Source organism: Sulfurospirillum cavolei (assembly GCF_001548055.1).
Lineage (GTDB): Bacteria > Campylobacterota > Campylobacteria > Campylobacterales > Sulfurospirillaceae > Sulfurospirillum.
Map to the genome: position 1 here is coordinate 1,553,041 of NZ_AP014724.1, position 19,715 is coordinate 1,572,755.

The 19,715-nt window shown below is 45.9% G+C and carries 17 protein-coding genes; 10 read left to right on the plus strand and 7 right to left on the minus strand.

Annotation, left to right across the window (positions count from 1 at the left end; genetic code table 11):
• Positions 1 to 40: 40 nt before the first annotated feature.
• Positions 41 to 559, plus strand: coding sequence for a ferritin-like domain-containing protein (locus UCH003_RS07835; RefSeq protein WP_060826089.1), 519 nt, complete (start codon positions 41 to 43; stop codon positions 557 to 559).
• 33 nt (positions 560 to 592) lie between these two features.
• On the opposite strand, the gene UCH003_RS07840 is transcribed toward UCH003_RS07835, so the two are convergent.
• Genes UCH003_RS07840 through UCH003_RS07850 form a run of 3 tightly spaced genes read right to left on the minus strand, consistent with a single transcriptional unit; the run spans position 593 to position 5,783 of the window.
• Positions 593 to 3,097 carry a chemotaxis protein CheW gene (locus UCH003_RS07840; protein WP_060826090.1) on the minus strand — a complete coding sequence of 835 codons (2,505 nt, stop codon included), beginning with the start codon at positions 3,095 to 3,097 and terminating at the stop codon, positions 593 to 595.
• 25 nt (positions 3,098 to 3,122) lie between these two features.
• Positions 3,123 to 4,427 carry a nitrogenase iron-molybdenum cofactor biosynthesis protein NifN gene (gene nifN, locus UCH003_RS07845; RefSeq protein ID WP_060826091.1) on the minus strand — a complete coding sequence of 435 codons (1,305 nt, stop codon included), beginning with the start codon at positions 4,425 to 4,427 and terminating at the stop codon, positions 3,123 to 3,125.
• Positions 4,428 to 4,436: 9 nt separating this feature from the next.
• Entirely contained in the window at positions 4,437 to 5,783 is a 1,347-nt protein-coding gene (locus tag UCH003_RS07850; protein WP_060826092.1) for a nitrogenase component 1, read from the minus strand.
• A gap of 193 nt (positions 5,784 to 5,976) precedes the next feature.
• Here UCH003_RS07850 and UCH003_RS07855 point away from each other — a divergent pair, with 193 nt between their 5' ends.
• From UCH003_RS07855 to UCH003_RS07865, 3 genes are read left to right on the plus strand one after another with little or no spacing between them, the layout of a single operon-like run.
• Positions 5,977 to 6,354 carry a DUF362 domain-containing protein gene (locus UCH003_RS07855; protein ID WP_060826093.1) on the plus strand — a complete coding sequence of 126 codons (378 nt, stop codon included), beginning with the start codon at positions 5,977 to 5,979 and terminating at the stop codon, positions 6,352 to 6,354.
• Positions 6,355 to 6,363: 9 nt separating this feature from the next.
• Positions 6,364 to 6,738 carry a NifB/NifX family molybdenum-iron cluster-binding protein gene (locus UCH003_RS07860; protein WP_060826094.1) on the plus strand — a complete coding sequence of 125 codons (375 nt, stop codon included), beginning with the start codon at positions 6,364 to 6,366 and terminating at the stop codon, positions 6,736 to 6,738.
• Positions 6,719 to 7,951, plus strand: a complete 1,233-nt coding sequence (locus tag UCH003_RS07865; RefSeq protein WP_060826095.1) for an FprA family A-type flavoprotein — start codon at positions 6,719 to 6,721, stop codon at positions 7,949 to 7,951. The genes UCH003_RS07860 and UCH003_RS07865 overlap by 20 nt, the downstream gene beginning before the upstream one ends.
• A 7-nt stretch (positions 7,952 to 7,958) precedes the next feature.
• Here the strand turns inward: UCH003_RS07865 and UCH003_RS07870 are convergent, their stop codons facing one another.
• Positions 7,959 to 9,692 (minus strand): EAL domain-containing protein, encoded by a 1,734-nt coding sequence (locus tag UCH003_RS07870; protein WP_060826096.1) that lies wholly within the window; start codon positions 9,690 to 9,692, stop codon positions 7,959 to 7,961.
• A gap of 96 nt (positions 9,693 to 9,788) precedes the next feature.
• Positions 9,789 to 10,457 carry a response regulator transcription factor gene (locus UCH003_RS07875; RefSeq protein WP_060826097.1) on the minus strand — a complete coding sequence of 223 codons (669 nt, stop codon included), beginning with the start codon at positions 10,455 to 10,457 and terminating at the stop codon, positions 9,789 to 9,791.
• A 195-nt stretch (positions 10,458 to 10,652) separates the two neighbouring features.
• Here UCH003_RS07875 and nifB point away from each other — a divergent pair, with 195 nt between their 5' ends.
• The 6 genes from nifB to UCH003_RS07905 are packed head-to-tail and all read left to right on the plus strand — an operon-like array spanning position 10,653 to position 16,487.
• Positions 10,653 to 12,083 carry a nitrogenase cofactor biosynthesis protein NifB gene (nifB, locus tag UCH003_RS07880; protein WP_060826098.1) on the plus strand — a complete coding sequence of 477 codons (1,431 nt, stop codon included), beginning with the start codon at positions 10,653 to 10,655 and terminating at the stop codon, positions 12,081 to 12,083.
• 18 nt (positions 12,084 to 12,101) lie between these two features.
• The gene (gene nifV / locus UCH003_RS07885) at positions 12,102 to 13,214 is read left to right on the plus strand and encodes a homocitrate synthase (protein ID WP_041962467.1); all 1,113 of its coding nucleotides are present in this window, start codon (positions 12,102 to 12,104) and stop codon (positions 13,212 to 13,214) included.
• 4 nt (positions 13,215 to 13,218) lie between these two features.
• On the plus strand, positions 13,219 to 13,482 hold the full coding sequence (locus tag UCH003_RS07890) for a hypothetical protein (protein ID WP_041962468.1): 264 nt from the start codon (positions 13,219 to 13,221) through the stop codon (positions 13,480 to 13,482).
• Positions 13,475 to 14,470, plus strand: a complete 996-nt coding sequence (locus UCH003_RS07895; RefSeq protein WP_060826099.1) for a leucine-rich repeat domain-containing protein — start codon at positions 13,475 to 13,477, stop codon at positions 14,468 to 14,470. The genes UCH003_RS07890 and UCH003_RS07895 overlap by 8 nt, the downstream gene beginning before the upstream one ends.
• Positions 14,471 to 14,505: 35 nt before the next feature.
• A complete protein-coding gene (locus UCH003_RS07900; RefSeq protein ID WP_039674685.1) occupies positions 14,506 to 15,162 on the plus strand; it encodes a uracil-DNA glycosylase in 657 nt (218 codons plus the stop codon).
• Entirely contained in the window at positions 15,159 to 16,487 is a 1,329-nt protein-coding gene (locus UCH003_RS07905; RefSeq protein ID WP_041962470.1) for a hypothetical protein, read from the plus strand. The genes UCH003_RS07900 and UCH003_RS07905 overlap by 4 nt, the downstream gene beginning before the upstream one ends.
• Here UCH003_RS07905 and UCH003_RS07910 read toward each other — a convergent pair.
• Both UCH003_RS07910 and nosZ read right to left on the minus strand, forming a co-directional pair.
• Complete coding sequence (locus UCH003_RS07910; protein ID WP_039674689.1) at positions 16,477 to 16,851, minus strand: YbgC/FadM family acyl-CoA thioesterase; 375 nt, start codon at positions 16,849 to 16,851, stop codon at positions 16,477 to 16,479. The two genes, UCH003_RS07905 and UCH003_RS07910, sit on opposite strands and share 11 nt — an antisense overlap.
• Before the next feature lie 246 nt (positions 16,852 to 17,097).
• Positions 17,098 to 19,692, minus strand: a complete 2,595-nt coding sequence (gene nosZ / locus UCH003_RS07915) for a Sec-dependent nitrous-oxide reductase (protein WP_060826100.1) — start codon at positions 19,690 to 19,692, stop codon at positions 17,098 to 17,100.
• Positions 19,693 to 19,715 lie beyond the last annotated feature (23 nt).

Sequence of the window (19,715 nt, forward strand, 5' to 3'; positions counted from 1 at the left end):
TTATGGTAGGATATAATCCACCAACCTCTAAGGAGAACGTATGAAACGAGATAAAAGTATCGAGTTGCTCAATCGCGCTATTGCCGACGAGCTTGCCACGGTTCATCAGTACATGTTTTTTCATTTTCATTGCGACGATCAAGGATACGACTTACTTTCAACCCTTTTTAAACGTATCGCGATTGCCGAAATGCTTCATATCGAACGTTTAGCCGATCGCGTGCTTTTCTTAAAAGGCACTATCGAGATGAAAGCCGCCCAAGAGGTTCAACAAATTACCGACGTCAAAGCGATGCTCGAATTTGCACGTCAAGGCGAAGACGATGCGGTAACGATGTACAACCAATTTGCGATCGAGTGCGGCAATAACGCCGACAGCGTGACCAAAAAGCTCTTTGAAGAACTGGTTTTAGACGAAGAAGGACATTACGCCGAGTACGACGACGAGATGGACAATATGCTTAAATTCGGCGAGCAATACCTCGTCCTTCAATCCATGGAACGCAGTAAGAAAAAAGCGACGATGGCAGCCGCCGCAACAACGGCAGAACCTGCCTGAGTCTTTTTGAGCATAGAAGGCAACCCTTCTATGCTACCTTCCTTGTTTTTCCAACAGTAAATACCGCTCAATTTTTAGCGGATCTAAAATCGAAAGCATCTCCGCTTTTTCCTGTCCGGCATCTGATTTGACGATGGCTTTAGTGAGGGTATGTTGCCCGAGCATCGCTTGGTTCGTCTCGTCGATGCAACGAATGGGCACTTCGGGACTGTCTTGCACCGCATCGATGACCAATCCGAAAGGATGATCGTCGTTTCCTTTCAAAACGATAATATAATTTTTTTCTTTATCGTAACTGCGTTCGTGTTGAAAATACTTCGCCAACGAAGCAACGGGGATCGTTTTGTTATTCCACGTAATCATACCGACGTAGATTTCGTCCGAACCGATCACTTTCGTGACGTCTTGCCCTTCTAACGCGGCGTAGATCTGCTCGCTTTGTATCGCGTACAAATTCCCGTATAGCCAAAACGTCGAAAGATCGACGCTTTTTTCGCTTGCCGTGACTTTAGGATACGCATAATGTTTTGCGTGGACTTTTTTTGCCTCTTGCGACAAAGCGTTTTTATGTGCAATCCGAATACACACGACCGCAAAAACGTCGTTGACGTATCCGTCGCTGACTTTATACTCGCGATACCCCTTCGAAGCCGATTTCCCGATAATGTAATAATCATCGTCGATTAAAACGATTTTTTCGTTCGTGTCGCAAAAACGGCAACGCTCGCCTACGTTCATTTTAGGCGACGTCGATGCGATGATCGTTTGGGTTTTAGCTTCGATAAACAGTGCGAAAGAGCGTTCGTCTTCGCCAATCACGTCATGCAACATCGCCTCAAATTGCGCTTGAGCGTCAAAAACGATCGCAATGCCTCCCAATGCCTCTTTGTGCCCTTCGATAAAGATCGGAGCATTATAGATATACGTGTATTTGCCTTCGTACAGTTCGCTGGGTTCGAAGGCACTGACGACATACTCTTTAGAACTTTTTAACGCCAAGGTTTGAGCGATATAAGGCGCACCGATACGTTTCCCGACGAAATGCGCGTATTTTTCTTGGCTGACCGCCAAAACACATCCTTGCGCATCGTATACAAGCAGGTGCGCATAAACGGTGTAAAGTGCGTTGATCGTGCTAAGAACATCGCTCATCTCGCGTCCGAACTCTTTTTTAATCGTACTAAAATCTTTATACTTAGCGCTAAAGGCTTTGATAAACACGGGACTGAGCGCCCACCAACGGCAATCGTTGGCACGCTCGTAAAGGTTGCGATCCATAATATCGATCGCCAACGTCGCACGAAACGCCGCATCGTTAATATACGAAGCCACCACCGTCCAATTCAAATTGCCGATCGACTCCTCAAAAGTCTTTTTCGTTTGTGCACCCGTACGCGAGATCTCGTTGAGAAGCGATTTTGAAAACGAATTATCGCCGCTTTTTTGATTGGCGATTTGCACGTTTCCGTTCCAAATCGTCATATCGAGTTTGCGCTGAATCGCTTCAGCTTTGGAAGGGATATTCGTGAACTCTTCGGAAAAAAGCGACGAGTTTTTAATGATTTTTGTCTGTTCATCGCTAAAAGGCAAATGCGCTTGTTTTTTGGAAAATGCAAACGAAAGCGGTATGAGCGCGTGGGATTGCCATCCCAAACCGAAAAACCCCTGATACCCTTTGGTCTGCTTCGTACATGCAACGTACTCTTGGGCTAAAAAGGGTACCGTATCGACTCGATTCAAAACGGTTTTGTGCGGCGCGCACAAAGGGTAATGAAACGGGTTACTACTGTAAATCGTGCGATTTTTAGCGTCTAAGAGCAAAATATCCGTCCACGTTTCATGATCGATCAAAGGAGAGATAATCACGTGCATTTCGTCTTGAAATTTAAACACCAATCCCAGCACCGCCAAAGGTTTGCCCTGATCGTCGCAGACGCGGTAGGAGTAGATCAAACTCTCTTTGTCGTTGACGATGGGATAGATACCGAAATTTTCAACGTACTCTTTGGACGTGTTCAACGCCGTATCGATAAAACGCCGATCGATTTTCTTACCTAATTTTTCGCCGTGCGTCGAAGCGATGAGCGTACCGTCCAAATCAAACAAGAGCACGTCGTCGTAAACGCTGTATTTTTCGATGTACTCGGCAAACCGTGCTTGTATAGAAGCCAGCGCATCGCGTTGTGCGGGTGCGTCCATCGTCGCAAAATCGCATAAGCTAACATCCGTTGCCAAAAAACCGACGTCTGCTGTTCGTTCGAACAAATTGCGAATCAAAATATCGATGGCGACTTGCGCTTTGGAACACATTTCGGTCGAAAGTTTTTTAACGGTTTCTTCGCACAGTCGTCCTAAAAGTTGTTCGGAAAGTAAACTAAAGGCTTGTCGTGTTTCGGAAATATCCATACCGATGTTACTCATTTGCCCTAGTAAAGAGAGTAAATTCCATCGTTCGGAAAGTTGATCGAGTGCTTTTTGATAAGCAACCACCTCGGGGATAAAGGCATTGTAACGCGACGTGTCTCCTTCTTGAACCATACTCAAACCCCTTGTGTAAAGTAAATTATTGTGACGCTTGATGATGTACTAGCAGATTGTTGACTTCGCACAAAAACGTGCAACTACCCTCGTACAAAATAGTGTTGCGAAGCCCGACGCCGACTTGCTCATAATTGGGAAATCCTCGAATCAACAAAGCTTTATGGTAGCGATGCGCCAGACGTTCGCCGTGGAAGTTGGAAATCAACATGTCAGAAAGCGGCAAAGACTTTTCGACCTCTTCAAAATCGCCGATGCAAACTTCACATGTAAACTCTTCTTGAATCTCGCTTCGTTGCGCAATAAAGGCTTTAACGGAAGTGCCGACTTCTAACAACGCTTTGGCGATAGCGTACGCGCTATCGGGTTCGTCGGCGATGATCACTTTGCTTTTGCCTAAAACAAAATGGGTATCCAAAAGAACGTCTTGCAAACGCGCTCGCCAACGCTTGACACGGTTAGGAACGCTTTGAATGCCAAGATACGCCAATATTTCGGCGTAGAAGCGATCGCTGGCTTCCAAGCCCGTTAAGGTGTCAAAATGCACATGTTTCGTTTGCGCGTTTTTCTCCAAAAAAAGCTCGCCGCATTTTCGAACCGAACGCCCTATCGTGACAACAAGCCCGCAATCACCGAGTGCTTCGATGTCGCGTACTAAAATTCCGCCGCCGCTTAAAGAGCCTTGTTTTACGCCCAAATGTCCGTCAAGCGAATCGCTCAAATCAGGCAGTGCAAACACGTCAAATCCCAATTCTTCCATCGCTTCTTTGAGTTTTTCGACTTCGATCGGACTCATATTGACGTTGGGGACGAGTAAGGCTTTCTCTTGTTTTACCTTGCTCGCGGGTACGACGAGTTGCGTTATGATATTTTGAACGCTTAAGCTCCAACCGCTCTCCAATCCGCCTTCAAAATCGGGCGTATGCACGTAAACGATTTTTTGCTTTTCCTTCAAAAGCAGCGTCGCGCCTTTGATGTCATCCCCTTTGGTTTCGGTCATTCCCGTCGTAAAAAGACCGACCAAATCGGGCGTCGTTTTTTTCGTAATGTTCTCGATCGCTTCGGAGATACCCCTTTCCCCGCCGTCGATCACCGCACTAATATCGTTGACCGCGGTCGTTTGAATTGCGATCGGGTCATTGAAGTGACGCGTAAAAAGCACTTTCGTAAACGAAGCACACCCTTGCGCTCCGTGCATTAAAGGCATACAGTTTTTGATCCCTAAAAACGCCAAGGTCGCACCCATCGGTTGCGAAAGCTTCAGCGGATTGACATGTAAGGGTTTAAGCGTGTTTGTTTTTGCCTCTTTCAACGAAAATGCCGTACTCATATGATCCTCCTAAGCCGCTTCCCACGGTGCTTGTGTTCCGACGAGTTTAAAAACGGGATTGCGTAACGCCGCGCAAACGTCGAGTGCTAGATTTTCAAGTCCGCCGTACGCTCCGTAACTCACTTTTTTCTCTTGATTGACGTCCACAAAGGCGATGCGTTTCTTAATCGCCGTATAGAGGCTACGCCCGCCCGCTAATAAAATATCGACCTTGTGTTCGTCGATGAGGCGCGGTTGTTCGGTTGCGGGACTTTTAAACACGATCGGCACGTACTCTTTGGCAATGGCGATGTCTTCTTCGGTCGCCTTTTGAATCGACGTCGCAACCACTTCTATGCCGATGTCTTGAAGTGCCGAAGCGATCGACCACGACTTGTTGCCGCCGGTATTTAAAATCGCTTTTTTCCCTTTAAGCAACAATCGATACGGAGCTAAACGCTCCTCGAGCTTTGCCTCTTCTTCGGCGATAATCCGCTCGGCGCGTGCCGACAAATCCGCATCTCCAAACGCGTTGACGATGGAGCGAATGGCGTTGGAGGTATCGCGCTTACCGTAAAACGAAACGCTCACGTAAGGAATACCGTAACGCTCTTGCATCTTGCGGCACAAGGTCACTAACGACTTCGCACAAACGATCACGTTGAGCTTGGCGGTATGCGCTTGTTGGATCGCTTCGATACGTCCGTCACCCGAAAGCGTCGAAACGACGTGAATGCCGATACGCTCTAAAATCGGACGGTACTGCCACATATCTCCCGTCACGTTGTAATCGCCGATCAAATTAATACCGTAAGGATGAATCGTCTCAGGCTCTTTCGTGCCGATGAGTGCGTCCAAAACCGCTTCGCCGGCAAGTCTTGAGCCAAGGTTTTTACTGCCGACAAATCCGGGGGCATGCACTGCAACGATCGGAAGACCGAACTGCTCGCTTGCAACCTTACATGTATAGTCGATATTGTCCCCTATCATCGCCGTGACGCATGTTTCGTAGACAAAAATCGCCTTAGGCTTTTTATGCTCTACGATGTACGCCAAAGCCGAAGCTAGCTTCTTGTCGCCGCCGAAAATGATGTCTTGCGTCGTCACGTTCGTGCAATATCCCAAAGGCGTATTATTCTCGCCTTGATAGCTTGTAAGCGTTGCTCGTGTTTCCCACGAAGCACCAAGACAGGTGTCCGGACCGTGTACGAGGTGCACGGCGTCGGCATAAGGAAAGAGGGATATTTGCGCTCCTTCAAACGCACACCCTCCGCTTGTCGCTCCGGGTTTGGGTTTATCACAGCTACTTTTTTTGGTTTTGTTATGAGAACAAGCACTCTCGTTTAACAAATCCTTGATCAGTTTCGTATTTACCATATAGCTTAATTTGCAAGAGGTGTTCCTTTGACTTTTTTATCTCCAAAGGAACACCTTATGCAATGTAGAAAGCGTGTACCTTTAAAAACCCTTACTCAACGCGACCCTGATGCAAATATGCCCTTATTTGCTTCAGGGTTGGTTTGTACAAAGGTTTTTTGAGAGACACTATTTTACATGTAAAGGATCTATCATGGCAGTCAAAATTACCGAACTTTGCATCAATTGCGACAGTTGTATCGACGAGTGCCCCGCAACCGCGATCGTAAGTGCATCCGATTCGCCTATCAACGGCGAAACAACGTACGTCAAGCCCGAAAAATGCATCGAATGTGCCGACGGTACGATGCCAAAATGTGCGGACGCCTGTCCCACCGAGGGTGCTATCGTTTGGGATATGCCTTATACGGCGGAATTTAACGCGTACTACGTATCGGGTCACGAAAGCGGTTTATACAATATCCGCGAGCATAAGAAAAACGGCATTATGTTTCCCGAAGTTTCCCCTAAACCGTATCGCGAAGCTATCTCTATCGCTGATCGCGAAGCGCACGTTCCCGTTAACGCGTAAGGAAATACGATGAAAATAGCATTTGCATCTACGGACAACCTCCATGTCAACGACCATTTCGGATGGTGCAAATGCTTTTACATGTACGAACTTCATAACGACTCTTTTAGCTTTTTAAAAACGCTCCCGTCGCCGAACGAGCATAGCGAAGAAGGGGATAAACTTGCCTACAAAATCGCTTGTTTGGAAGATGCAAATATCCTCTGTGCTTCCCATATCGGACCGCGTGCTTCGCTCTTGGTCAAGGGTTCGGGTATTTTTGTTTTAAAAAGCGAAAAAGAGAACGAACGCATCGAAGATGTTTTAAACACGCTTTTACGGCTCAAAAACACGCAACCTCCTTTGTGGATGCAAAGGTTTTTACATGCACCCTCTGCCTCTTGAAATCGCACCGGATATTTTTTATATAGGCGTACTGGATCCCGATATTCGAACGTTCGACATCGTGATGCACACCGCCAACGGCTCAAGCTATAACGCTTATTTGATTCAAACCAGCCAAGGCGTCATCATCGTCGATACCGTCAAAAAAGAGTTTCAAGAACTTTTTTTTAACCGCATCGAATCTTTATGCGATTATACGGCGATTCGCTACGTCATCGTCCATCACATCGAGCCCGATCATTCGGGTGCGCTTCCAGAACTCATCGCGCGCGCACCGCATGCTAAAGTCTTAATATCGCCGCAAGCTACGACGATGCTTAAAGCCCTTACCGGAAGCGAAAATATCGACTTTGAAACGATCTGGACCAACAAACAACTGCATTTAGGAAACAAGACCTTAACGTTTTTGAGCACGCCTTATTTGCATTGGCCCGAGACGATGAGTTCGTACGTCGAAGAGGACAAACTGCTCTTTAGCGGCGACGTTTTCGGGGCGCACTATTGCGATCGACGCCTTTTTAACGATAAAGTGGGCGATTTTTGGTATGCGTTTGAATATTATTACGACCATATTATGCGCCCGTTTCAAAGCTACGTGAAAAGTGCGCTCAAACTCTACGACCGCTTGGATATTCAAACGATCGCGCCGCTTCACGGTCCGATCATTCGCGAAAATCCTTCCACGTATATCGAAGCGTACCGTCAATGGAGCACCAAGCTCGAACGCCATAAAAAGGGGCAAAAAGTTCTCTCGATTTTTTATTTAACGAGCTACAAAAACACGCAAGAGATGGCGCAAGCCATTTACGAGGGAGCGGAGAGCGTAGAAAACATCGTAACCAATATCTACGATTTGGCGTCTATCGAAGAGCAAAATATGATTCGGATTCTTGAAGAGAGCGACGGATTTTTAATCGGAACACCGACCATTAACGCCGATGCGCCCAAACCGGTCTGGAATCTGCTTTCGTGTTTGATGTTTTTGGATAAGCAAGGTAAAAGTGCCGGAGCATTCGGCTCTTACGGCTGGAGCGGCGAAGCCATCGATCATATTCTTGCGCGCTTGAAAGCTCTCAAACTCAGAGTCCCTCCGCTAGAACCGATGAAAATCAAGCTGATTCCCACCGAAGAAGAGCTTCAACGATGCTTTTGTTACGGCGTCGAATTTGCCGAAATTTTAAACGGTAAAATGATCGAAATCGATCTGGCGTAACAAGGTGCTAGTTGAGCAGCTCTTGTTGCGGCTTACCGATAAAATACCCTTGAAATTCGTCGATACCTAAGGGAATCAACGTATCGAAAACCGCTTCGTTATGCACAAACTCGGCAATCGTTTTGATTTGCAAAGCTTTGGCAAACGAGACGATCGCTTTGACCAACTGAAACGATTGGGTATCGTGATCGATGTCTTTAATCAAGCTCCCGTCGATTTTCAAGTAAGCCGGATGCATCTCCATAATGTTGGTAAAATTGGAATACCCCGTACCGAAATCATCGATCGCGATCGGCGCTTTTTCATACTTGACGTATTTTAAAAAATGCTTGATCGTATTAAAATCTCCGATTTTTTCGCTCTCTACGACCTCAAACACTAAGTTAAATCGTTGGCGTTTTTCTTGGTAATCGATGATTTTCGCACGCACGCAATCGCGAATCTCTTTATTGAGCATATCCCGAAAACTAAAATTGATCGAAAAATCAAGATGTAAGTTGGCTTGCGCTTTTTCGAGAACTTTTTCGATCATACAAAAACTTAACATGTCATACTGTTTCGTTCGGCGCGCAATATCGAGAAAATAGTACGGAGAGACGTATTGCTCTGCTCCACATTTATCTTTCGTACGAATACGAATCAACGCCTCGTATTTGACGATGCGCTTGTCGGCGTTGCAAATCGGTTGATAAAACGGCACGACGTTGTCTTGATTGAGCGTGTCGTTAATGACGTCTTGCCAATAAAAATCGTTCGATAAGGATTCGGTTTCGTCAAGATTGCTCGTATAAACGACAAAACTTTTTCCCGTTTGCTTGGCAAAATCAAGTGCGGTAAAGGCTTTATTGAAAAGATTTTCTTGATCGAACGTCACGCCCATCGAGATATGAATCAAGATTTTTTCGCTTAACGCGTCGACTTTTAACTCCAACCCGTCGAGGGCTTCCAAGGTTGCCTGCACGTCTTCGTAAATCTTTTCGGGATCAAGCTGTTGATCGATCGAGAGCATCACGAATTCGTTGGTCGCAATACGAAATGCGCTGTAAAAAAGAGACTGTGCCGCCTCTTTTAACACGTCCGCAAAGGCTTTAAGGATGTCGTTGCCGATCTCCATACCGTAGAGTTTATTGTAATTTTTAAATTGATCGATCGTAATCAGGAAAAGAGCCGGTACGTCGTCGGACGAAATCTCTTTTAACATTAAATCGAGCGCATTTTTATTGGAAAGCTTGGTTAAAGGATCGTTGTAACGTTGCTCTTCAAGCGCATGATTTTGCGTCAAAATCGTCTGTTCCAATCCGTACATGTACGCTTTGGTCTCTTGCTTCATCACGATCGTCTCGACGGTGGAAGAAAGCGTTTCAAAAAATTGGTCGAGTTCGAGAGGTTTTAAAATATAGCCGTTGACGTTTAAACGAATCGTTTCGATGAAAAACTCGCTGTCGTTATACGCGGACGTAACGATCGTTGCGATGTCGCGAGAGTGTTTGCGTATCTGAGCGATTAACTCCAAACCGTTCATTTTCGGCATTTTAATATCGCTCATTACCAAATCGTAAGGTCGTTTGGCTTCTCTAAAAAGACGGTACGCCTCTTCTCCGTCTTGCGCCGTGTCGATGTGTTCGAAAAAATCTTTTAAAATATCCAACATCGAACAACGAATTTCTTCGTCATCTTCAGCGTATAAAAGAAAAAGCGGTTTCGTGCGTATTTTTAACGCCTCAATGTCGCAGGGTTCCATAAAGCCTATCCCAAATAAGCAAGATACACGAAGTATAGCGGAAAAAACTTCATTTATTATCAGCTTATTCTGAGGATCGTTAGAGAAGGCTCTTTTTTATAAGACGAGCCTATAACCCGTTCCGTATTCGGTCATCAGATAAATCGGCTTTTTAGGGTTATCCCCTAACTTTTTGCGAATATTTTGGATATGGTAATTTAACGATTGAGGAGAACTGAGAGAGGAGAGATGAATGGCTAAAACGTTACGATAAACCACACGATTTTTATTTTCTATGAGGAAAGCAAGAATTTTATATTCGATAGCGGTCAACGAAAGCGGTTGTTGGTTAAATAAAATCGTCTGCGTATTGTAATCGATCGCCAAACTTTTTCTCGCGACGTCTAATTTGATGCGCGAACAACGTTTTAAAATCGCCCAAATACGTACTTCCAGCTCCTCCAAAACGAAAGGTTTGCACACATAATCGTCCACGCCGAAACGAAAAGCCTGTATTTTGATCGCGGTATCGTTGTAGGCACTTAACACGATAATCGGAATGGTGCTTTGGTTGTTGATCTGTTTGATCACTTCCAAACCGCTAAAATCGGGAAGGTTTAAATCCAACAAAAGCATGTCGTAAGCATGAAGCGAAAGCTTTAAAAGCCCGTCCACCGCTGTTTCCGAGACGTCGACTTCGAAACCGACGTTTTCCAGAAAATGTACCGTTTGATTTGCGGCATCGCAATCGTTTTGCACTAAAAGAATCTTAATTTTTTTTTGCATTCGTCCTAACCGCCCAAGAATTCGTTATAACCATTATACACCAAAGAAAGGTGCTATTTTGCCAACAACCGTTTAAAACCAAGCTTATAGCTTATGAAATGCTCACATCGGGTAGCTTTGAAACCTTAGATGCATTTGCTCGTCCAAGGAACACTTCGTGCACTTTTTAGACAAAATCACTTCAAAGGATCGCACATGAGTTGCTCTTGCTCATCCTCAACCAACACCCAAAACGAGCTGCATGCGAGCATCTTACAAAAGATTAACAACCACCCTTGTTACTCTCAAGACGCTCATCAACATTATGCGCGTATCCACGTAGCGGTTGCTCCCGCTTGTAACATCCAATGCAACTACTGCAACCGTAAATACGACTGTTCCAACGAAAGTCGTCCGGGCGTGACCAGTTACAAACTTAAGCCCGAAGAAGCCGTCAAAAAAGTCTTACATGTAGGCGGACTCATTCAACAACTAAGCGTCGTAGGCATCGCAGGTCCGGGGGACGGTCTTGCCAATCCCAAACAAACGTTTGAGACCTTTGCACTGTTGAAAAAATATGCTCCTGACATCAAATTGTGCCTTTCTACCAACGGTTTGATGATTCATAAACATATCGATGAGATCGCTAAGTACACCATCGAACACGTGACGGTTACGTTAAACAGCGTCGACGAAAGCGGTGAAATCGGCGCAAAAATCTATCCGTGGGTGTTTTACGAACACAAAAAACATCGCGGCGTCGAGGGTGCAAAACTGCTTCTTGAAAAGCAGCTTTTGGGCATTAAGATGCTTGTTGAGCGCGGTATCTTGGTTAAGGTCAACTCCGTCCTCATTCCGGGCATCAACGACGAGCACCTTCCTTTGGTCGCCAAAAAAGTCAAAGAACTCGGCGTTTTTATTCAAAACGTTATGCCCTTGATCTCCAAACCGGAATTCGGTACAAAATTCGGCTTAGACGGCGTTCCGAGCGCAACGCACAAACAGTTAATGAAAGCGCAAGAAGCGTGCGACGTTAACGTCAAAATGATGCGTCATTGCCGTCAGTGCCGCGCCGATGCGGTCGGACTTTTAGGAGAAGATCGTAGCGACGAGTTTTTTAAAGAGAGTTTTGTAGAGAAAAGTTTTGAAGAACTTTCCCACCATTATAATCTCAATCAGCGTATGAAGACACACGAAAATATCGAAACGTGGCGTCGAGTGCTTCGTGCGGCGAACGGTCGAGCGCTCCAAGAAGAAGCCCTTGACAAGCACGCGCTTAGCTCCACGGGAGAGACCAAACTCATTGCCGTGACGACGCGCGGAAACGGACTGATCAACGATCATTTCGGAAGCGCGAAAGAGTTTTTAATTTACGAAGCGGGCGATAAAGCAATTAAGTTTTTGATGCACCGCAAAGTCGAAAAAGCGTACTGTATGGGCAAAGAAGGATGCGACGGAACGTATCCGATCGACGAGATCAAACAAACATTACAAGACTGTGATCTACTGCTCACGCAAAAAATCGGCGAATGCCCGCAAAAAGAGCTCAATAGTATTCAGCTGACATGCGATGAGAGTTTTGCGGACGAACCCATCGAGATTTCCGTTTTGAAAGGTGCGCGAAAACACTTTTTTACCGCTTCTTAAGAGGCAAAGGATACGGCTATGATTATCAACGATACGACGCTTCGAGACGGGGAACAAGCCCCTTACGTCGCTTTCAATACGGATGAGAAAATCGCCATCGCATCGGCATTATACCTTGCCGGAGCAGACGAACTTGAGGTCGGAATTCCGGCAATGGGCGCAAAAGAACAAGCCGACATTAAAGAGATTTTGGCACTCGATCTTCCGTTGCGCATTATGAGCTGGAACCGCGCTACGATGAGCGACCTTGAAGCCTCCCTTGCCTGCGGTCTGAAAGCGGTCGATCTGTCGATTCCGGTTTCGGATATTTTGATCGAGGCAAAATTTAAAGGCGATAAAACACGCCTCTTAAAAAACCTCGAAGAAGTCTTACATGTCAGCCGATCCGAAGGACTTTTTACCTGCATCGGCGGCGAAGACAGTTCGCGTGCCGATCTGGGCTTTTTAAAAGAAGTCATGAGCTTAGGCGCCCAAGAGGGAGCTGATCGGTTTCGCTACTGCGATACGGTCGGTATTATGCGTCCGCATCAGATTTACGAACATATTTCCGCACTGTGCGATCTTCACCTTTTAGAGATCGAAATGCACACGCATAACGATTTCGGGATGGCAACCGCCAATGCGATCAGCGGCTTGGAAGCGGGAGCTATCAGCGTCAACACGACCGTTATCGGGCTAGGCGAACGCGCCGGAAACGCCAGCTTTGAACAAACGCTTATGGCACTGACCCATCTTTTCGGCGAAGCGCGCACGGTTGACGCTAAAGCGCTTCATCACGTCGTCTCTTTGGTACAAAAAGCCGCACATCAAACCATTTCGCCGACCATGCCCATCGTCGGGAAAAACATCTTTTCGCACGAATCGGGCATTCACGTCAACGGTATGATCAAACACGAACAAGCTTATGAAGCCTTCTCGCCGCAAAGCGTGGGCATGAAACGCACCTATCCGATCGGCAAACATTCGGGCAGCTCCACCCTCGTGTATCATTTGCGCGCTATGGGCGTCGAACCCGAACACGAAGTCGTCAATCGCATTTTACCGACCGTACGGGAATTGGTTACGGAGCGTAAAAAAGTCCTCAACAAAAAAGAACTTAAGGCACTTTACAACGCACATAAAGCCGGATAAAGCGATGCACGAGTACGCCTCTAAAATCATTTGCGAATGCGGACATAAAACGATCCAAGACGCCGTCGATATTTTCAAATCGACGACGCTCCCGTATAAAAAAGCCAAAAAATTAGTGACCGAATGCAATCAAACCTGTTGTCGAAGACCGCTGATGGCACTTTTTAATATGGTCGAATTCGGAGAAATCGACTATGAAGAGATTGCCTTTTTAATCGATCAAAAAAACAATCGCCGCGACGAAACGGAAGGAGAAAACGATGGCTGAGGGAATTCGCGATTTTGCCGCATGGATCAAGTCTCAAGGGTTGGAACATACGTTACCGCGCGATTTAAGTAAACTCGAAGGACTTACGACCTTGGATTTGAGTCGCAAAAAACTCAAAAGCCTTCCCGAGAGCATCGGTGCACTTCAAGAATTAAGCATTCTCAAACTCTCGGGCAATCGTTTAAGCGAGCTACCCGAGAGCCTTTGTAGGCTTAAAAATTTGCGTAACCTCCAATGCGAAAACAACCTCTTAGAAAGCCTCCCCGAAGCGATCGGAAACCTCTCTTCCTTGGTCATCCTCAATCTCAACGGCAACCAGCTAAGCTCTCTTCCTTTGGGCTTTTACGAATTGTGCAATTTGACGCGTTTAACCTTAGCGGTCAACCGATTGAGTCGCTTGGACGATGCGTTTAAAAACCTCAAAAAACTCTTACATGTCAGTTTGGATACCAACTATTTCGCTCATTTGCCCGAAGTGTTCGGCTCGATGCAATCTCTTTATTATCTGGATCTCTCTTTCAATAAACTTCATGCGCTTCCGCAATCGCTCGGCGAAATCCAAGAACTAGAAACGTTGATTCTAGAAGGCAACCTTTTACGCGACTTACCCGCCTTGGAAGTGCATGACATGTTAGTCAAACTCAACCTTGCGTCCAACAATCTCTCTTCGATCGATATCGATTTTTCCAAACTCGAAGATTTGCAAATCCTCTCTTTAGAAAACAACCGACTTGAGAGCGTGCCCGACTCGCTTTGTTCACTCCAAAAATTGACCTCGCTCGATCTGAGTGCTAACCGCCTCAAAAGCCTGCCCGAATGCATCGGAAAGCTGGAAAACCTCTACGAACTCGATGTCGAGGAAAATGCCCTCAGTTCGCTTCCCGAATCGATCAAAGAGCTCAAACACCTCAAAAACCTCTACATTGCCGACAACCGAGGGCTCAAACGTCCCAAGCTTGCTTCGCTGGAATACTGCGACGTAGAATAAGGAGTTTTTAACTCCTCCTTGGCTACCATATATGAATGACACCTATTGAAAAAATTCGACTTCTAAAGCTCTTGTACCAATACCGTGCCATGGGTTTTGAGTATTTTCAAGAATACCGACCTTTAGCGTCCGTGCCTTCCTTGCCTCAAACGCTTGAAGAACTGAAGCGCGACGTGGCGCATTGCCATTTGTGCGCACTTTCCAAAAGCCGAAAAAACGTCGTTTTCGGAGCCGGAAATTTGAGGGCTAAAGTGATGTTCATCGGGGATAATCCCGGAGCGAACGAAGATGAAACAGGCTTACTCTACGCGGGAAAAAGCGGTGAGTTGCTTGCTAAAATGATCGAAAACGTTTTACTCGTTCCCAAAGAAGAGGTTTACGTGACGACGATTTTAAAGTGCAAAACGCCGCAAAATCGCGTTCCGACACCGGAAGAAGTGGCGTGTTGCAAACCCTACGTGATGCAACAAATTCAAACGATTAAGCCTCAGATCATCGTGGCTTTAGGCTCGACCGCCTTTCACCATTTAACGGGCGAATACGACACGCCGATCGATCGGGTGCGAGGCTCCGTGCTCAATTTCGGAGAAGCGAAACTCGTTGCGACGTTTCATCCGAGCTTTTTATTGCGAAATCCCAGTGCCAAGAAAGAGGTTTTCGCCGATTTGCTAAAAATAAGGAGTATGTTATGAGATTTTGGACAACCGTAGCGATTCTCGTAGCTTTTTTAACCGGTTGTACGACGACCCAGTCGACGCCGCAACCCTATAAACCTTCAACCTACAACGTATCGTCCGCCCAAAAAGGCAACCAAAAAAGCACCGTAACCTATCCCGGTTCGGAAGGTGCCGCACCGACGATTACCGGCAAAGTAATCCAACAACAACCCAAAGCGACCCCACAACAAGAACCCGCGACGCCTTATGCCGAAACGGCGATCAGCTCGACGACCTTGGCTATGGCGACGCCAACACCCTCTACCGGCGTTGAAGCGACTCCGATGACGCCGACGCAACCGGAAGCTTCCGAAGAGAAAGAAGGCGCGCTTAGCGTTGCATCGCCGATGCCAAAACCCTTAAACGACGATAGCACGATGATTAAAGTCGCCGTTTTAATTCCGCAAAAAACCATCAAAAAATACGCGATTTCAACGGTCAATTCCGTCATGTCGTATCTGTTGTATAAAAACTACTATTTCGATTTGAACGTCTTTAATTCCGGAGACGAAAGAGAAGCTTCGATCGTTCAAGCGTTGAACGAGATCAAAGCGGGCGGTTACCGCTATATTATCGCGCCGGTCACGAACGAGGGAGCGGTCGTCATCGCGAACAACGTTCACGATACTTTGGTTTTCATCCCGACGCTCAATAAATCCGCCGTATCGATCACCAACGCCAACATCGTCTTCGGCGGTATCGATTACGACAAACAAATCGCGCTTCTTGCCGAAAAAGCTAACGAAAAAGTGGGAGCTTTTGAAGACGGAAGTGCGCTTAGTTCACAACTCAATACCTTCGTCAGACAACATAACAGCCGTGTTTTTTACGAAAAACGCGTCGAAAACTCCAAAGCTAATTTTAAAGGAATGTTTAAAGGAAACGGCTCTTTAAACAACGCTTCGTTTTACCTCAATACGCCGATCGTCACGTCAAGCTTGATCGCATCGCAATTACGCGCAAACGACATTCAAGCTTACGCCTTGCTCTCATCGCAAATCAATTACAACCCTTTATTGCTCACGTTGACGCAATACGAAGATCGTAACCGCCTCTACATCGCCAACTCGATTCAGCGCGCACCGAGCGGACTTGAAGAGATCAACGCAATGTTTGGGCATGACATCGTGTACGATTGGGTCAACTATTCGACCTCTATCGGAGCGGATTTCGTCTGCTCCAACTTTTTTGAAGGACGCGTGGCTCGCGCGTTTAAAGAACCGATGATCAATAATCAAGTGGCGTATCAAACGTCGCTTTATCAAGCCGGACGTAACGAATTTATCCGCGTTACGCCTTAAGGCTTAGGAAAAACGCTTTCGTATCCTCATCGATACGAGAGGGTTTTCCTTCTTTGACGTACGCCAACGTCGCAACCATCCTAAACAATACCGCTTCTTCTTTGTAAATCGTTTGCTTTAGAACCAATGATGCATTTTTCAATTCGACCAATTCGCTTTTCACTTCGATAAGATCGCCGAGCTTCGCGGATTTGAGATAATCGGCTTCCAAATGCTTCACGACGAAATGACCGCCGTTTACCGCCGGACTCATACCCCGTTCGTAAAAAAGATCGCTACGCGCACGTTCGCACAACGTGAGATAATTTGCATGATAGACAACGCCTCCGGCATCGGTATCGTCGTAATAAATCCGTGTCTTCATCGCTCAAAAACCTTTGTGGTAAAAATGGCTTCGTCGCAGGCTTTTTGCATCAGCCCTTCAACTTCAACAAAGTCTATTATACAAAATGCACTCTTTCACGCCACTTTGAAGTATGTGTCGAAGATAATGACATGTCAAAAAAAATCAAGGCATGCCGTCTCTTACATGCCTCGTTACAACATCGTTTTGGCAGGAGTGTACAATGAGCCAAGAAGCCGCTTCCTAAGGCTCCTTACACATCACATGTTAAAAAAGATCGGCGTTTTCGTCTATCCATTTAAAATACTCGATAATATCTTTGATCTCTTGATCGTTCATATTTTGGTTCGGCATTTTAAGATTGAAAAATTCGATCAGCTTTTTCATATAAGGCTCTTGAAATTTGCTCTCGGGATTTTTGACGTATTCGGCAACCCATTGTTCCGCATTTTTGTGACGTTTTAACACGCCCGTTACGTCAGGGCCCGAACTCACTCTCCCGACGACATGGCATCCCGAACAGCCGCCTTCTTTAAACGCACCCTCGCCTCGCTTAGCGGCGGCAGATTTGGGAGAAGCCAAGGTGTTGACCAAGAGATCTTTCGCTCTAATCGCCGAGTCCGCGGTTTTAATGATGTACTGCCATGCCATATTCTCAAAAAGAATCGCATTTTCCAAATTATTTTCTTTGAACGCTTTTGCCGCTTTCTCTTTCTCCGGAAGAATCTTCGCATATTGGTCTTTTGCATCTTCGAGCAAGTTATTTACGGTCGGATATTTTGAAGCTTGGTTCTCTTTTAAAAATGCAAACAGAGCATCGACGACGCGTTGAGACGCTTCGTTATTCGCCGTAATTTTTTGATACTCTTCTTGCAGTTCCGCCGGAGAAAGATTTTTGATTTTGGATTTTTGGCTCCAATCATACTCTTTTTTCGGATCTTTGACTAAAAAATACCCCATCATTTCCAGATGCAACGCCGAACAAAATTCCGTACAATAGTAAGGGAAAACGCCTTCGATGTCGGCAACAAAATCGATCTGCGCCGTTTCGCCCGGTTCGACGGAGACGTGAATATCGTGATGGTCGATCGTAAAGCCGTGTGTTTCGTCTTCGGCACGTTCGACGTTGGTAATATACATCGTAATTTTATCCCCTTTGTTGACGGTAATATGCTCGGGGTTGATGTGCGAGCGTACCATCGTCGCATAAACATACACATGATCTCCTTTACGAACGATATGCTCTTCTCCCGCAAGCGTTTTACCGATATGCGGCTGATTTGTTTTCGGGTTCGTTCCCATAGGGTATCTGACTTCGGGGTGTATTTTACTGGCGCGAATGGATGCAGCTTGATGCGGCTCGCCTAAAGGTATCGGCAAGTCGTACAAGAGTTCCATTTTCTTATCGCCGATGTCGATGAGCTGATTATTTTGCGGATGCAACGGTCCTACCGGTAAAAATCTATCAATCGCCAATTTATTTAAAGCGATCAGATATTTTCCTTGCGGATCGGCGGATTTACCCTCCATCGCTTCGAGGTGACCGACATTGTAATGAATATTGACCCTATCGTATATCTTCAAGTTTTTATAGTCCCATTTGACGATTTGAGAGTCGACGTATAACGAGCTGTATACCGTCCCGTCTTCTTTTCCGAAGCTGTTATGAAGATGTCCCAATCCCAATTCCAGTTGACCGTGCAATGATTTCTTTAAATCAAGGATCGGTATGCCGTACGCATCTTTACCGACGAACTCTTTAGCGTCTATTTGTTGAAGAATTTTTTTAAAGTCATAGACGGATGCATGCGTATCGAGCTTTCCGGAAACGATAATGTATTGACCGTCCGGGTTCACGTCGACGCCGTGCGGAGATTTATTTTCGGGAATTAAAAAAAGCGCATTGTTTTTGACCGCTATATCGATCGGAATGACTTTGTGATTATTAATGATTTTGACGTTTTTTGCATCTTTTGCAAGCTCGGCCAATTTTTTCCAGTTATAGACATGTAAATAATCCGTATCGTTTCGACTGCATCCGGCTTCAAAAGGAGGAAGCCCTTTTTCGATGCCTCCCGTATAAAGTTCGGAATTATAAGAATTGGTAAATCCCCACCCTTCCGAAATACCTTTTCCGGCATCGGTCAAGTCTTGCATGTACGGAGGCAGTTCCAGAGTAAACGATTGTTCGGGTAAAATTCTTCCTTTTTCTTTGTTAAATTTCCAAAACGTCACGCCTCCTCGATACGTGTCTTGATACGCTTCCATCGGATAATAATCGTTTGTTAAAGGTGCGGCATACTGGCACGATTCGAGAATATATTCGGTATTGGGCGTTACGAATGCACCGCCGTGATCCGATTTAAAAAGAGGGTTAACGACAATTTGCGAAGTTTCGAAATACTTCAAGTTAATCACGGCGATTCGCGCATTGGCTTTATCGTTGATAAAAAGGTATTGCCCGTCATACACGCCGTTGGTTTCGGAAAGTGCGGGATGGTGCGTATCGCCCCAATTAATTTCACGACCTCGGATATTGCCTTCGCGTAAAATTTCTTTTGAATCCGTATCAAAACCGTATCCTTGCCACGGCTCGGGAGTAAAAACGCTGATATATTTCAATATCCGCATCGAAGGAACTCCGTAAACCAACACTTGTCCCGATTGTCCGCCGCTGGCAAACACGTAGTATTCATCATGCTTACCGCTCGGCTGATAAACTTTTAATGCCGCAATCGCGTCTTGTTCGGAGAGCCCGCGTTGTTGCATCACGTCTTGAAATTTAGATTGCGCCTCCGTCGATTGTGCTAAAAACAACCACACCGCTATCACGCTATAGAGCAACCATACATACTTTTTCATCACTTCTCCTTTCTCATAAGCTC

Bases quoted from the DNA above. Each gene is read 5' to 3' on its own strand.
- UCH003_RS07905 (WP_041962470.1), top strand. From the start codon at position 15,159: ATGAGATTTTGGACAACCGTAGCGATTCTCGTAGCTTTTTTAACCGGT.
- UCH003_RS07875 (WP_060826097.1), bottom strand. From the start codon at position 10,457: ATGCAAAAAAAAATTAAGATTCTTTTAGTGCAAAACGATTGCGATGCC.
- nosZ (WP_060826100.1), bottom strand. From the start codon at position 19,692: ATGAAAAAGTATGTATGGTTGCTCTATAGCGTGATAGCGGTGTGGTTG.
- UCH003_RS07910 (WP_039674689.1), bottom strand. From the start codon at position 16,851: ATGAAGACACGGATTTATTACGACGATACCGATGCCGGAGGCGTTGTC.
- UCH003_RS07900 (WP_039674685.1), top strand. From the start codon at position 14,506: ATGACACCTATTGAAAAAATTCGACTTCTAAAGCTCTTGTACCAATAC.
- nifV (WP_041962467.1), top strand. From the start codon at position 12,102: ATGATTATCAACGATACGACGCTTCGAGACGGGGAACAAGCCCCTTAC.
- UCH003_RS07840 (WP_060826090.1), bottom strand. From the start codon at position 3,097: ATGGTTCAAGAAGGAGACACGTCGCGTTACAATGCCTTTATCCCCGAG.
- UCH003_RS07850 (WP_060826092.1), bottom strand. From the start codon at position 5,783: ATGGTAAATACGAAACTGATCAAGGATTTGTTAAACGAGAGTGCTTGT.
- UCH003_RS07890 (WP_041962468.1), top strand. From the start codon at position 13,219: ATGCACGAGTACGCCTCTAAAATCATTTGCGAATGCGGACATAAAACG.
- UCH003_RS07860 (WP_060826094.1), top strand. From the start codon at position 6,364: ATGAAAATAGCATTTGCATCTACGGACAACCTCCATGTCAACGACCAT.
- UCH003_RS07855 (WP_060826093.1), top strand. From the start codon at position 5,977: ATGGCAGTCAAAATTACCGAACTTTGCATCAATTGCGACAGTTGTATC.
- UCH003_RS07835 (WP_060826089.1), top strand. From the start codon at position 41: ATGAAACGAGATAAAAGTATCGAGTTGCTCAATCGCGCTATTGCCGAC.
- UCH003_RS07895 (WP_060826099.1), top strand. From the start codon at position 13,475: ATGGCTGAGGGAATTCGCGATTTTGCCGCATGGATCAAGTCTCAAGGG.
- UCH003_RS07870 (WP_060826096.1), bottom strand. From the start codon at position 9,692: ATGGAACCCTGCGACATTGAGGCGTTAAAAATACGCACGAAACCGCTT.
- nifN (WP_060826091.1), bottom strand. From the start codon at position 4,427: ATGAGTACGGCATTTTCGTTGAAAGAGGCAAAAACAAACACGCTTAAA.
- UCH003_RS07865 (WP_060826095.1), top strand. From the start codon at position 6,719: ATGCACCCTCTGCCTCTTGAAATCGCACCGGATATTTTTTATATAGGC.
- nifB (WP_060826098.1), top strand. From the start codon at position 10,653: ATGAGTTGCTCTTGCTCATCCTCAACCAACACCCAAAACGAGCTGCAT.